Source organism: Thalassotalea profundi, assembly GCF_014653195.1.
Taxonomy (GTDB): Bacteria; Pseudomonadota; Gammaproteobacteria; order Enterobacterales; family Alteromonadaceae; genus Thalassotalea_B; species Thalassotalea_B profundi.
Window position 1 is genome coordinate 165816 of sequence record NZ_BNAH01000005.1, and the last position, 14336, is coordinate 180151.

General features: G+C 35.6%; 15 protein-coding genes. 9 read left to right on the forward strand and 6 right to left on the reverse strand.

Features of this window, described 5'->3' with window-relative positions:
* Positions 1-6: 6 nt before the first annotated feature.
* The gene (locus IE155_RS07790) at positions 7-1017 is read right to left on the reverse strand and encodes a DUF3667 domain-containing protein (RefSeq protein ID WP_189377684.1); all 1011 of its coding nucleotides are present in this window, start codon (positions 1015-1017) and stop codon (positions 7-9) included.
* A gap of 387 nt (positions 1018-1404) precedes the next feature.
* On the opposite strand from IE155_RS07790, the gene IE155_RS07795 reads away from it, so the two are divergent.
* Complete coding sequence (locus IE155_RS07795) at positions 1405-1950, forward strand: YkvA family protein (protein ID WP_189377685.1); 546 nt, start codon at positions 1405-1407, stop codon at positions 1948-1950.
* 330 nt (positions 1951-2280) lie between these two features.
* On the opposite strand, the gene IE155_RS07800 is transcribed toward IE155_RS07795, so the two are convergent.
* The 5 genes from IE155_RS07800 to IE155_RS07820 all read right to left on the reverse strand — a co-directional run bounded on the left by IE155_RS07800 (position 2281) and on the right by IE155_RS07820 (position 6883).
* Positions 2281-3897 (reverse strand): AmpG family muropeptide MFS transporter, encoded by a 1617-nt coding sequence (locus IE155_RS07800; protein WP_189377686.1) that lies wholly within the window; start codon positions 3895-3897, stop codon positions 2281-2283.
* Between the two features lie 105 nt (positions 3898-4002).
* Entirely contained in the window at positions 4003-4332 is a 330-nt protein-coding gene (locus tag IE155_RS07805; protein ID WP_189377687.1) for a hypothetical protein, read from the reverse strand.
* Between the two features lie 229 nt (positions 4333-4561).
* The gene (locus IE155_RS07810) at positions 4562-5143 is read right to left on the reverse strand and encodes a peptidylprolyl isomerase (RefSeq protein ID WP_189377688.1); all 582 of its coding nucleotides are present in this window, start codon (positions 5141-5143) and stop codon (positions 4562-4564) included.
* Positions 5144-5146: 3 nt separating this feature from the next.
* Positions 5147-5719 (reverse strand): YajG family lipoprotein, encoded by a 573-nt coding sequence (locus IE155_RS07815; RefSeq protein ID WP_189377689.1) that lies wholly within the window; start codon positions 5717-5719, stop codon positions 5147-5149.
* Positions 5720-5731: 12 nt separating this feature from the next.
* Positions 5732-6883, reverse strand: a complete 1152-nt coding sequence (locus IE155_RS07820; protein ID WP_189377690.1) for a methyltransferase — start codon at positions 6881-6883, stop codon at positions 5732-5734.
* A gap of 118 nt (positions 6884-7001) precedes the next feature.
* Between IE155_RS07820 and IE155_RS07825 the strand changes: the two genes are divergently transcribed.
* From IE155_RS07825 to nqrE, 8 genes are all read left to right on the forward strand, one after another.
* Positions 7002-7550, forward strand: a complete 549-nt coding sequence (locus IE155_RS07825; protein WP_268245247.1) for an alpha-ketoglutarate-dependent dioxygenase AlkB family protein — start codon at positions 7002-7004, stop codon at positions 7548-7550.
* Between the two features lie 127 nt (positions 7551-7677).
* The gene (gene bolA, locus IE155_RS07830; protein WP_189377691.1) at positions 7678-8013 is read left to right on the forward strand and encodes a transcriptional regulator BolA; all 336 of its coding nucleotides are present in this window, start codon (positions 7678-7680) and stop codon (positions 8011-8013) included.
* A gap of 133 nt (positions 8014-8146) precedes the next feature.
* Entirely contained in the window at positions 8147-9337 is a 1191-nt protein-coding gene (gene fabV, locus IE155_RS07835) for an enoyl-ACP reductase FabV (RefSeq protein ID WP_189377692.1), read from the forward strand.
* Positions 9338-9718: 381 nt separating this feature from the next.
* Positions 9719-11056, forward strand: coding sequence for a Na(+)-translocating NADH-quinone reductase subunit A (locus IE155_RS07840; protein WP_189377693.1), 1338 nt, complete (start codon positions 9719-9721; stop codon positions 11054-11056).
* A 2-nt stretch (positions 11057-11058) separates the two neighbouring features.
* Positions 11059-12273: an NADH:ubiquinone reductase (Na(+)-transporting) subunit B gene (locus tag IE155_RS07845; RefSeq protein WP_189377694.1), complete on the forward strand. Its 1215-nt coding sequence runs from the start codon at positions 11059-11061 to the stop codon at positions 12271-12273.
* Positions 12263-13030, forward strand: a complete 768-nt coding sequence (locus IE155_RS07850) for a Na(+)-translocating NADH-quinone reductase subunit C (RefSeq protein ID WP_189377695.1) — start codon at positions 12263-12265, stop codon at positions 13028-13030. The genes IE155_RS07845 and IE155_RS07850 overlap by 11 nt, the downstream gene beginning before the upstream one ends.
* Complete coding sequence (locus IE155_RS07855; protein WP_189377696.1) at positions 13030-13653, forward strand: NADH:ubiquinone reductase (Na(+)-transporting) subunit D; 624 nt, start codon at positions 13030-13032, stop codon at positions 13651-13653. Before IE155_RS07850 ends, IE155_RS07855 begins: the two co-directional genes overlap by 1 nt.
* Positions 13654-13656: 3 nt before the next feature.
* Entirely contained in the window at positions 13657-14280 is a 624-nt protein-coding gene (gene nqrE / locus IE155_RS07860; protein WP_189377697.1) for an NADH:ubiquinone reductase (Na(+)-transporting) subunit E, read from the forward strand.
* Positions 14281-14336 lie beyond the last annotated feature (56 nt).

Consider the following 14336-nt stretch of genomic DNA (forward strand, 5'->3'; position numbering starts at 1 on the left):
GGCATTTTAAATACTTAATAATCCCCAAACAAAAGCTATTATTGCTGCTATTGTAAGTAAAAAAGTATATAAAATGCTGATGATAAAATATTTGATAGATGTTAAAAAGTAGCTTTGTTTATATATGCGTTTTTGCATAATAAATAAATATACGGGTATCCAAAATAGCAAAATGGCCATTAAAAATTGTATTAAATTACTGACCCAGCTATTAGGACTATCTAACGCATCGAAACAGGTATCTAAAATTTCTATGATAAGTACTGCTAGAAATATAAAGCTATGACTGTGTAGAGCAACCGTTAGATGCTCCATGTAAAGCCTTTTTGAAAAAACAAACATGAACTTAAGTAACAATGCAAATAATGGCAATATTACAAACATTATTTGAGGTAACTTATTAATGGCTTCACGTAAGAGCTTTTCAGGTGATGTTTTCAGTAATTCGCTTGCTTTCGTTTCTATTTCATCTGCTTTTGCATTAAGTATTTTATTATTTTTATCTGAAAGGAAATCAAGACTTAAGGTGCCATCTTCATTATTACTGATAGATACTGTTTTATCAGTGTTGCTAGTTTTTAACTTTTCTTTAAGACGTTCTAATTTTTGTTGCTGCTTTTCGGTTAATGGAGGATCATTTTTAATTCTCAATAATTCTAATTGTACAAGTTCAATCGTTGTGTGAAGGCTTTTTGTGTTATTGGATTGAGATATATCAGTTTTATATTGTTTAAGTAGTTGTTGATGATTCGCTATATCTTGAAGTTTCTCACTATTGGCCGCTGTTTGTTGAGTTTGAAAACGTTCAAGTTGACTGTCTATTTGTTGTACAATGTCTGCTCTTTTTTGTTTTTGATTGCTTAAGTCATCGAAATTTGGCTTAACAAAAAAACTTAATGATAAGAAAAAAATAATACTAATAAAAAGGTAGAGTCTAATAGGAGGAACATAATGAACTCTTCGGCCAGCGATGTATTCTTTTGTTAAAAACCCCCGGATTAAATAAAAGCGGGACAAGGGTGCGGCTAGCACGAGAGTCAAAGCTAAAAATATCGTCTAATAAGTGCAGAATAACCGTCCAAAAATATTTTAAACTTGATTCAATTGATTGACCACATTCACTGCAATACGCACCAATAACTTTAGCATGACAGTTTTCGCAAATTTTGTTTGAGGAGTCTATCTTCGAGCTTTCTTGGTTTTTAAGGGGGGCATTCATAAGGGAATATTTTTACTAATTGATCTTAATATATAAATAGTAGCATGGACTAATCCTGTATACGTCGACAATAAGCAGAAATGTAAAATATTTATAAAAAATATGTATATCTATAGTGATGTAATAGTCATGTTCTGTTAAATTAATTATCAAGCACAAAAAAATGCCAACCTAGGAGAATTAAAATGGCCTTTGAAGTGACTTTCGAGTTAAAAGAATCAGATTTAGATCATTTCCGTGACGTAATGCGCAAAGCCCAAGATGGCGCAGAAAAACTAAGTGAGCAAGAGATATTAGCTAATGCTAAAAAATTGAGCCAATCTATTAATGTTGAACTGCCATTATTTGTGAGTGAGCGTCTACAGAAATTAGAAACATTAGTATCAATGATCGAAGATAGTGAATGGCAAATACCAGAAGAAGCTAAAACTGATGTACTTAGTGCCCTAGCATATTTTAGTGATCCTGAAGATTTAGTTCCTGACCATATACCTGTTCTTGGCTTCTTAGATGATGCCATTATGATTGAATTAGTGGTTGCAGAGTTAAAAGAAGATATTAATGCTTTCATTGACTTTTGTGCTTATCGAGAACGTGAAGAAGCACGAAGAGATACGAGTGTGACACGTGATGAATGGTTAGACGCAAAAAGACGTGAATTACATAGCCGTATGCGTAATAAAAGAAGAGGCCTACATCGGGGCGGTTCTTCATTCCGATCTATTTTTTAAGCGTTAAATAAGTTCGATTAAATTGTTTTGCTAAAACCTTAGTGTTCTTGAGACATTAAGGTTTTTTTATTGAGTAACCAATGATTAAAATTGTTTTATGTACTTAGTGAGTGACAAATAGCATTAATACAAAAAAGCCAATAATGATCACATTAAACGTGATGATATAAAGAAAACCTTTTAAGCCTTCTTTTAATGTGTATCCACGGTTTGTTAAAAACCACCACCAAATAGCGCACATTATAATGGGTAATAAAAAATACAGTTTTATCATTATAGTTTCATTTATTAATGTTATATCAATATGATAGGTTAGTTTATATTAATTTGCTAAACATTACTGTTTTCATTTAATGCATTTTGTTCATTAATGAGACGAGTTAATGGCTGCCTAATTGAATATAAAAATAATAAGCTTGGTATTACCATTAATGAAGTTAATACAAAAAATAACGCCCAATTACCATCTAACCAATCTACTACAATTCCTGAATATGAGCCTAGCATGACACGCCCAAAGGTGCCTAAAGAAGCCATCAAGGCATATTGGCTTGCAGTAAAACTCTTATTACAAAGTACTGATAATAAAGACACAAAAGCAACAGATCCCCAAGCAGAAGTGAAGCCATCTACAAAAACGGTAAATGCAAAAAGTAAATGGTTGGGCCCAACTATTGCCATGACTGAAAACAGTAAGTTACTCGCAGACATCGCAATTCCACCGATGAATAGCCCTTTTAATATACCGTATCGAATAGTAAAAACACTGCCAATAAGAGAGAATACAATAGTGGTTGCCCAATTAATTAACTTCGAATAATAAGCAATATCCGCATTAGAAAAACCTACTTCTCGGTAAAAGACAATTGACATTCTACCTAAATAAGCTTCTCCCAATTTAAAGAGAAAAATAAATAATAAAATAGAGATGGCGAGTCGTGTACCGTTACGATTAAAAAACTCCTGAATAGGGGCAACCAAGGTTGTTAATAACCATGCTGTTACCTTATGTAATGTTGTCGTGGTGCTTAAAGTTATCCTTTGGGATGTTGTACTCTCTATGGTTTTATTTAATTTGGATAATTGTTGCGCAAAAATAAGTAATAAAATCGCAACTAAACAACTGATAATTGTAAAGCTATAATCGGTGCTAATTAATTGAGAGGGCCAATAAGGGTAATCAATATTGGCATAAAATATACAAGCAATAATGAGCGGTAAAATAAGTAATATGCCGAAAGAACGAGCACCATAATGTGGTAGTGCCGATAAATATTTAGCTTCTATTAGCCCTTGTTCTGCTTCTCGATCGCTTTGTGGCTCTTTAATTATCAATGCGGTGATCATTAGCAACGCCATGATGGCTGCAAGGACCATATAAACTTCAGGCCACTGCCAATTGGGGCGACTTACTAGAATGAATGGAATACTGCCTAAGCCTGCATAGCCTGTCCACCAACCCGCAGTAGCCATAGCAGAACCTGCTGCCATAAAGTTTGAATTTTGTTTAGCTAATGAATCTATACGGTAAGCATCTATCGCTATATCTTGGGTTGCGCCACTTATTGCAACGATTAACCCAAAAATGGCAAGGACACTAAGCTCGTTTAATACATTAAGTTGGCTCATTTGTATTGTTGCCAATACTAAACAAGCTTGTGTGAATAAAATCCAGCTACGGCGTTGACCAAATACTCTTGTTAACCATGGAATTTTGATACGATCAGCTAATGGTGACCATAAAAAATTGATGCTGTAAGCTACAAAAATTAAGCCAAATAAACCGATACTCGAACGGCTTAACCCTTCATCTTTTAACCAACCACTCATTGCCGAGCCAATCATGACCCAAGGGAAGCCACTTGCAATACCAAAGAAAAAAATAGTGAGTAATTTACGGTCTTTAAAATAACGTAGGGTTTGTTTAATAGTATGATTTGATGGCATTGATTAGTGATTAACGATAATTATATTGCTACGCAGACTAACAGACTTGATACGCCTAAAAAAGTACTTTCAAGGAAAGTTCGACATTAGAATTGTGAAATTTAATTAAGGCAACGGTCGCCAGCCAACACAATCTATTGGATAGCTGCCAAGGCCATTAACAAAATCAATGCAAGTTTTAATTTCTGCTTTTAAAAATAGGTTATGTTTTAAAGCTTGTGCACCGTGTAAGCATAGTAAATGAATAATATGCCAAAAAACACGCTCTTTAGCATTGTTAGGTGTTTCTTCAACTACTTGTAGAAGTGTCCATTCTTCCATAGTGTCAGTTACGAATCGATCAAGTTCTGTATAATGTATTGTCTTTTCTATGACTGCAGTGATATAAGCACTGATTTGTAAAACTTTTTCATTGATAAACTGCTCAATTATCATGGAAATCCCCAAAAGTATCTGGCATAAAAAACTGAAAAATATAACTATGAGATGCAATATTGTAGTTTTTCTTAATTGTACTTTTGTCTATTGCTAGTTAAGTTATCGTAGATAAATGCGGGATTGTCAAAGCTGTAAGGTAAAGATTTAGTCATTTATTTGTAACATATTGTACTTTCAATAGTTAATTTTTGAATTAAATTTCTAAAAATGGGAAATAATTAAATAGTTAATCGGCTGGCAATAAGGTTGCCTTAATTAATATTATCGGCTCAACGGGGACATCACTCCATGCCATTGCTTCATTAAAATCTGTTTTCACTTTTGACATTTCCATAATAACTTCTTCTCCTTGAATAATATAACCAAATACTGTGTATCCCCAACGTCTACCTGGGTTTAAGCTAGTATTGTCAGCAACATTAAAGAAAAATTGTCGATTTGCCGTATGAGGATGGTTTTCTTTTGCCATAGCAATCGTACCAATGTTATTTTTTAATCCATTGCCTGATTCATTCACTATATTTTCTTTAACTTTTTTTATATTAAAGTCGCTATCATAACCGCCACCTTGAACAATAAAGTCTTCAATAATCCGATGAAAAATAGTGTTGTCATATTTCCCTGTAACCACATAAGTGAGAAAGTTATCTACCGTAATCGGAGCTCGAACACGGTCTAATTCAACAACAACTATTCCTTTTGAGGTTTCAAGCTTTACTTTAGGATAAAGGTTGTTTGGATCTATGTTAGTGTTTGCAGCCGAAGCATGAAAACATATTAAAGTTAGCAATATGACGATTATTCGCATGGTTTATCTCATAAATTCAATTAATTGTGGGTCATTCACGATATTGCTAATCAGCTTGCTTAACTGTTGATTGAAATCACGTTCAAGTACTGCAATATCAGCTTGTAACGGGCCTTCACTTTTACCCGAGCTTCGATAGCTTTTTGTTAATGTTTTTTCACCATTATCAATACTAATACTTAGTACAATTGCATTGCTGGCATTATATTTCAGCATACTTTGGTTGACACTGATTAATGCTTTGTTAATGGCAAGGTTTAATACATTACTACCTGCAGGAGTAACTTGTGTCCCTGACTTTTTATAGGCAGAAGTTAGGGCGTTATCGATAATTTCTGCTAATGACGACTGACTGGTAATCACGTCTGCTGCTTGATCTTTTTTTAGAATTTGCAGCATGTGTTGTGCAGGTCGTAAATCGCTTGTTGAAATATTTAAAGACTTAGCTGTTAGCGAAGAGTTCCCCGGTGTTAAAACCTCAGGTGCTATGACTAAATGCTTTACGTTACTTGAACAAGCACTTAATAAAAACAATAAACTAAGGAGAGTAGGTCGTACTACAGTATTTAATTTCATTTTAATAAGCACTCATTTTTTAATAGAAGATAAAGTAACAAATTTATTATCACTAGCAATAAGGGTATTGTTACCGAAAAGTCGTTTCATTTTTATATGGTAACCAAGCTGTCTGTTACCGACAATGCGCAACTCACCTTTTTTCCGTAAAACTTTGTAACTATCTTTAAACATTTGCCAAGCAATATGATCCGTTACTGCGTTTTGCTGATGAAAAGGTGGATTGCAAAAAATGGCATCAACACTATCACTATCAAAATTATGTAAACAATCATTGGTAATGAATTGGCATTGAGAGACTAAATCTGGGAAATTATTTTCAACATTGAGTTTTGCTGAAGCTACTGCCATATATGATTCATCAACAAATGTGATATTAGCTTGTGGGTGTTGAGCTAAAATAGATAAACCAACAATGCCATTGCCACACCCTAAGTCTATTATTTCTTTATATTTATTAACATCACCTAAATTTTGAATAAAATGACGAGCACCAATATCGAGTTTTTCTCTGGCAAATACATTAGCTAAATTAGATAAGGTCAACTTAGGAGTGGAAATTTCCCATGTAGTGGGTTTAGGCACTTCATAATGTTGGCTATTATTTAGTTGGCAAAAAATCAATCGTGCTTTCTTTACCGCTAACGATGTGGTGGTGTTACCTAAATATTTTTCAAATATGGCTAATGTTGTTTTTTGAATGTTTTTGGCTTTGTCTGCAGCAATAAAAATTGTACCTTCTTTGAGCGAATTTTTAATATTGATTAATTGTTCTATAAGTAATGCTTTATTTTTTGGTACTTTATAAAGCACTACTGATACGTTATTAGGGAGTGCTTCAAGACTGGTAATACAGGTAATATTATCGAGTGGTAAATGGTTTAATTCAAAGTTATGGACTAAACCTTGATGACTAATAATAGAATCAGTGACTGTGGTGACACAGTGATCTTTAAAGTTTGCACTTAATGCTCCAAAACTATCATTAAAAATAAGTATGTTAGTATTTGAAGTAAAAAGTTGCTCTTGCTCTACATAATTACATATATATTCATCAGCCGCATCCCAAGCTTGTAGGCTTCGATTAACTTGATTGGCAGGAAAGCGTTCGAGAAAAAGGTTTTTGTTTTCTTGGTGATGCTTAAATATAAAAGGGCTTAGCATAATAATTGACTGTATTGGGTTGCTTTTAAGTTGCTAGGTAATGATAAACTAAAATGAGTGATGGCTAAACTTCGATTTAAGGGGAAAGCTAATAAAAGTTGCCGTAAAAGACGCTAAAATTGACTATTATCCAAATTTTTTGTCGTGGGATGAAAACCAGCATTATTTAAATTGTCTTTATCAAGATGTTCAATGGCGACAAGATCAAATGTTAATGTTTGGTCGAGTCATTGATATACCTAGATTACAGGCTTGGTACGCTGATGCTGAGTTAAGTTATCGTTACTCTAAAATGACGTTGGCTCCAACGCCATGGCTACCGGTACTGACAGAGTTGAGAAATAGAGTGAATACTTTTTGCCAGGCACAATTTAATGCTGTGCTTGTTAATTGCTATAGAGACCATAAAGATTCGGTAGGCTGGCATAGTGACGATGAAGTAGAGTTAGGGAAAAATCCATTAATTGCCTCGCTTTCATTTGGTGCAACACGCGACTTTCAACTTAAACATAAAAACGGTGGAGAATCGATTAAATTATCATTACAATCAGGCAGCTTATTGGTTATGGGGGATAAAAGCCAAGAATACTATCAACACGCATTACCTAAATCTCGTATTGAAAAATCAATGCGAATAAACCTTACTTTTCGAGAAATAAAAAAATAAATTTATTTAATTTAATGTTATTGCTCAGAAGATTTAAGGTTAACTATGTCATTTTTGTAAAGCGTGGAAAATTGTGAGCACACTATAATCCATGAATTATTTAAAATTTAAAAAGTAAGGGAAAAGAATGTCAACTGAAGCTGTGATAGAACAAAAGTTACTTGCTGCATTTTCTCCAGTATTTCTTGATGTACTTAATGAGAGTCATAAACATAATGTACCTCCTGGTAGCGAGTCACATTTCAAAGTCATTATTGTGTCTCCAGACTTTGAAGGAGAGCGCTTAATTAAACGCCATCGAGCCGTTAATGCGGTATTAGCGACTGAACTTGCTGAAAAAATTCATGCACTAGCACTTCATACATATACTGAAAAGGAATGGAGTGACTATTATGAAGAAAATACCCCATTATCACCTAAGTGTTTAGGTGGTGGAAAAAGATCTGCTACGCCTAAAGCTTAGTAGCTCTTTACTATGTCTTGGCGTAGTATGGCGTCCATATTGTTAATCATTTTCACTGCTCGTACCTCTTATTCTGCAAAGGCAGAGTAAACTATGCAGCAAATTTTTGAATTATATTTTAAAAGGCGATCTAATGGTCATTAAACCTAAAATTCGTGGCTTTATTTGTACTAATGCACATCCTGCTGGTTGTGAAGCTCATGTAAATGAACAAATAGCTTATGTAAAAAGCCAAACACAAGCAGCAGATAAACCAAAAAACGTATTGGTTATTGGCGCATCGACTGGTTATGGACTAGCTTCTCGAATTACCGCCGCATTTGGTAATAATGCTAAAACCTTGGGTGTGTTTTTTGAAAAAGAACCTACAGAAAAGAAAACCGCTTCAGCTGGTTGGTATAATACAGCTGCATTTCAAAAAGCGGCTGATGAAGCTGGTTTATGGTCAAAAAATATTAATGGTGATGCTTTTTCTCATGAGTTAAAAGCCAAAGCTATCAATATTATTAAAGAAGAATTAGGGAAAGTTGACTTAATTATTTACAGCTTAGCCTCACCGCGACGTACGGATCCAGATACTGGAGAAGTCTATTCTTCAACACTTAAGCCAATAGGTCAGGGCGTTACTACCAAAAATTTAAATACTACTAAACGTATTATTGATTCTGTATCTGTTGAAGCTGCAAATGAGGCTGAAATTCAAGGTACTGTAGACGTAATGGGCGGTGCTGATTGGGAACTTTGGATCAAAGCTTTATCAGAAGCTGATGTTTTAGCTGAAAACTTTAAAACAACGGCATACACTTATATAGGTAAGAAATTAACTTGGCCAATATACGGACATGCAACTATTGGTCGAGCAAAAGAAGATTTAGATCGTGCAGCCAAGGCTATTACTGAATCAACGAGTTCCGTTAATGGTAAAGCTTATGTTACTTCATTAAATGCTGTTGTTACTCAAGCAAGTTCTGCTATTCCGATTATGCCTTTATATATTTCGGCAATGTTTAAAGTCATGAAAAGTGATGGTGAATATCAAGGATGTATTGAACAAATACAATCGCTTTTTGTTGAAAATTTATATAACGATTCTCCGCGATTAGATGATGAAGGACGTTTAAGCCAAAACTACAAAGAGTTAGACGATTCTGTGCAAGATAGAATTCAGCATATATGGGACACTGTTGATACTGATACTATTGATGAGTTAACTGACTATGCTGGTTATCACAATGAGTTTTTAAAACTATTTGGTTTTGGTATTGACTCAGTTGATTATGAGGCTGACATTAATCCAGTGGTAGAAATAAATAACTTAGTTTAACGATAACATTTAATTTTATATCACAGATAAAAAGGTCAATATTTTTAAATATTGGCCTTTTTTAACAGTTGAAAATAGTGAAAATGAGAGATTAGCGTGAAAAATCACCAAAGAGTACTAAATACTACTAAAACTCTTGTATCAATGTAGTGCAATAATTAAATATTGTGCTAAAATTCGCCCCAGAATATTTTTAACTTAGAGCCGGTAGTTGCTCTTTTTTCTAACTTTATTATGAAGTGCGAAATTAAGATGTCTTCTGCTGAAATACACTGAAATCAAATACTTTATTATTTCCTTTATTTAACCTTCTGATTTTTCAGTTCGTTAAATAAATGATTAATAGGTTTTGATACTCCCGTCAAAGTAGTGCAAGTGTTTATGATTACAATAAAAAAAGGTCTGGATGTCCCTGTTAGTGGCACTCCCCAGCAGGTAATCCATGATGGTTCTGCCATCAAAAGCGTTGCAACACTAGGTGAAGAGTTTGTGGGAATGCGTCCGACTATGTTTGTTAAAGTAGGCGATCGTGTTAAAAAAGGTCAGGCTATTTTTGAAGACAAAAAGAACCCTGGCGTTATGTTCACAGCTCAAGCAGCCGGTGTGGTAACTGAGATTAACCGTGGTGAAAAACGTGTTTTGCAGTCCGTTGTTATTGAAATAGATGGCAATGAACAAGAAACCTTTACTAGCTACCCTGCTAATGAATTAGCATCTTTATCTCGCGATACTGTTGTTAATACTCTTGTCAAATCTGGTTTATGGACAGCGTTACGTACACGCCCGTATAGCAAAATACCAGCAATTGATTCAACTCCTTCAGCAATCTTCATTAGTGCGATGGATACTAATCCATTAGCGGCTGATCCTGAAGTTATTATCAATGAGCAAGGCGAAGCCTTTCAAAATGGTTTAACTGTATTAAGCCGTTTAACTGAAGGTGAAGTTTTTGTATCAAAAGCACCTGGGGCTAATATTCCTGTTGCTGCCAATGCAGTAGTCACTGAATTTGCAGGAAAACATCCTGCCGGTCTAGTGGGCACACACATTCACTTTTTAAAATCAGCTAGTGCTGAGCGCGTAATGTGGCATTTGAATTACCAAGATGTTATTGCATTTGGTAAGCTCTTCACCACTGGTGAAATTGATAATATGCGAGTGATTTCACTTGCAGGTCCAGCGGCTTTAAATCCGCGCTTAGTTCGTACTACGCTAGGGGCTAATATTAGTAATTTAATTGCTGATGAAACTGTTGACGGAGAGATTCGTGCGGTTTCAGGGTCTTTATTACAAGGACAAACAGCAAAAAATGTACATAGCTATTTAGGACGTTATCACGTGCAAGTAAGTTTATTACTTGAAGGCCGTGAAAAAGAGTTTATCGGATACATGTATCCAGGACCTAATAAGTTCTCTGTAACACGTGCTTATATGTCTCACTTGTTCCCAAGTAAGTTATTTAAGATGACAACGACTACTAATGGTAGTTCACGAGCGATGGTACCTATTGGTAACTACGAACGTGTCATGCCGTTAGATATTTTACCGACCATGTTTTTGCGTGATTTAGCTGCCGGTGATACTGACAGTGCGCAACAACTTGGTGCCTTAGAGCTTGACGAAGAAGATTTAGCCTTATGTACATTTGTTTGCCCAGGCAAAACAGATTACGGCATATTACTTCGTGATTGCCTAACCATAATTGAGAAGGAAGGTTAGTCATGGGCTTGAAAAAGTTTATTGAAGATATAGAGCCACATTTTGAAAAGGGTGGCAAACACGAGAAGTGGTTCGCATTATATGAAGCGGTCGCTACTGGTCTATTTACTCCTGGTTATGTGACTAAGGGTAAAACACATATTCGTGACAGCATTGACTTAAAACGTATCATGATCACAGTGTGGTTAGCGGTATTTCCAGCAATGTTTTTCGGTATGTATAACATTGGGTTTCAAGCAACAGAAGCGTTAGCTGCTGGTTATGCTTTACCAGATTCATGGCAAGTTGGCTTGTTCTCTATGTTAGGTGGTGAGCTTACTGCCAACGCTGGCTGGTTTACCATGATGCTATACGGCGCATGTTTCTTCTTACCTATTTATGCAACAACCTTTATTGTCGGTGGATTTTGGGAAGTATTATTTGCTGCTGTACGTAAACATGAAGTAAACGAAGGCTTCTTTGTTAGTTCTATCTTGTTTGCTTTAATTGTTCCAGCAACCATTCCATTATGGCAAGTTGCTATCGGTATTACTTTTGGTGTTGTTATTGCCAAAGAAATATTTGGTGGAACAGGTAAAAACTTCTTAAACCCTGCGTTAGCGGGTCGTGCATTTTTATTTTTTGCATACCCTGCACAAATTTCTGGTGACGCGGTTTGGGTAGCTGTTGATGGTTTCTCAGGCGCTACAGCACTTGCACAGGGGGCTTTAGCTGTTCCTGGTACTATTGATTACAGTATGAATGCCGATTGGTGGAATGCATTCTGGGGCTTTATCCCTGGTTCTGTTGGTGAAGTATCTACCGCAGCAATTCTCCTAGGTGGTGCATATATACTGTATAAAGGAATTGCTTCATGGCGCATCGTTTTGGGTGTGTTTGGTGGTATGGTAGTTACCTCTATGCTATTTAATGCTATTGGCAGTGATACTAATGCTATGTTTGCGATGCCTTGGCATTGGCACTTAGTTGTTGGCGGTTTTGCTTTTGGTATGATGTTCATGGCAACAGATCCGGTTTCAGCATCATTTACCAATACCGGTAAATACTGGTTTGGTGCACTTGTTGGAATCATGGTGGTTTTGGTACGTGTTGTTAACCCAGCGTTCCCTGAAGGTATGATGCTAGCTATTTTATTTGCTAACTTGTTCGCACCGTTGTTTGACTACTTTGTAGTGCAAAGCAACATCAAACGGAGGCTTGCTCGTAATGTCCAGTAATAAAGAATCGTTTGGCAAAACAGTTGGTTTTGTATTTGCAGTCTGTTTAGTTTGTGCTGCATTAGTGTCTTTTTCAGCTGTTATGCTTAAAGAAAAGCAAGTAGCGAATAAGTTATTAGATCAACAAACTAAGATATTGGAAGCTGCTAATTTATTAGACGTTGCCGGCAAAGATATTGTTGGAACGTTCAATAAGTTTGTTGAAGCTAAAATGATTGATCTTGATAGTGGTGACTATATTGAAGGAGATCCACTGTTATTTGATGAAAGACGTAACTCACGTGATGCGACTAAATCAGAAAAACCTGAGAACGATATAGCGGGCATTAACCGTCGTTCACATAATGCAGTAGTTTATTTAGTGCATGATGAGGCAGGTAAAGTTCAAACTGTAGTACTACCTATTGTGGGTTCTGGTTTGTGGGATCTCATGTATGGTTATGTTGGTTTAGAATCTGATTTAAACACTGTTAGAAGCGTTGTTTATTCTGATCATAAGGAAACTCCGGGCTTAGGGGCTGAAGTTATGAATCCTAAATGGAAAGCTTTATGGCCAGATAAAAAAATGTTTGATGAGCAAGGTGATGTTGCGATTAAAATAGTTAAGGGTGGCGCTAAAAAAGGCGACATTCATGCCGTTGATGCATTGTCAGGTGCAACCTTAACAAGTCGTGGCGTTGAAAATACATTACATTTTTGGTTAGGTGAGGAAGGTTATGGTCCTTTCATTACTAAAAATCGTGGAGGGCTGAACTAATGTCTTCAGATGCGAAAAAAGTATTAACGAGTCCAATTGTTGATAATAACCCGATTGCACTTCAAGTATTAGGTATATGTTCGGCACTTGCCGTAACAAGTTCAATGGCGAACGCTATTGTTATGAGTATAGCTGTTATTTTGGTAACTGCTTTTTCTAACTTGTTTATTTCAATTATTCGTAATCATATTCCTTCTAGTGTTCGAATCATTGTACAAATGGCGATAATCGCTTCTTTAGTAATTGTTGTTGACCAAGTGCTTAAAGCATTTTCTTATCAGCTATCGAAAGAGCTATCAGTATTTGTTGGTTTGATTATCACCAACTGTATTGTTATGGGACGTGCAGAAGCATTTGCGATGAAAGAAAAGCCAGGTGTGAGTTTTCTAGATGGTGTTGGTAATGGTTTAGGTTACGGCGCTATTTTAATCACAGTTGCATTTTTCCGTGAACTATTAGGTTTTGGTACTTTGTTTGGTTTTGAAATATTACCATTAATTCAAAACGATGGATGGTATCAAGCAAATGGCTTACTTGTATTGCCATTTAGTTCTTTCTTCATCATTGGTTTAATCATCTGGGGTATTCGCCAGTGGAAACCTGCTCAAGTAGAGAAGGATTAAGTCATGGAACATTATCTTAGTATATTTATTAAAACGGTTTTTATAGAGAATATTGCTCTATCGTTCTTCCTAGGTATGTGTACATTTTTAGCTGTGTCTAAAAAAGTAAGTACTGCAATGGGATTGGGTGTTGCCGTTATTGTTGTACTTGGTTTGGCTGTACCAGCAAACCAAATTATCTACCAAAGCATACTTGCTCCAGGCGCGTTAGATAGTCTATTAGGTATAACTGATCCGAAAGAATCAATCGATCTTAGCTTTTTGTCGTTTATTACCTTCATTGGTGTTATTGCGGCATTAGTACAAATCCTTGAAATGGTGTTAGATAAATACTTCCCTGCGCTTTACCAAGCACTAGGTATTTTCTTACCACTTATCACTGTAAACTGTGCAATTTTTGGTGCCGTATCTTTTATGGTTGCGAAAAACTTAACGCTAGGAGAATCAGTAGTTTACGGTATTGGCTCTGGTGTGGGTTGGGCACTTGCGATTGTATTATTAGCAGGCCTCCGCGAAAAGATGAAATATTCTGACGTGCCAGATGGCTTAAAAGGTTTGGGTATTACGTTTATTACTGCAGGATTGATGGCTTTTGGCTTTCTTTCTTTCGGTGGTATTTCGTTATAATAAGATTAACGTAGAAGATACTCATTAAGTGTCTTCTCACAAGAAGTGCAAAGGAT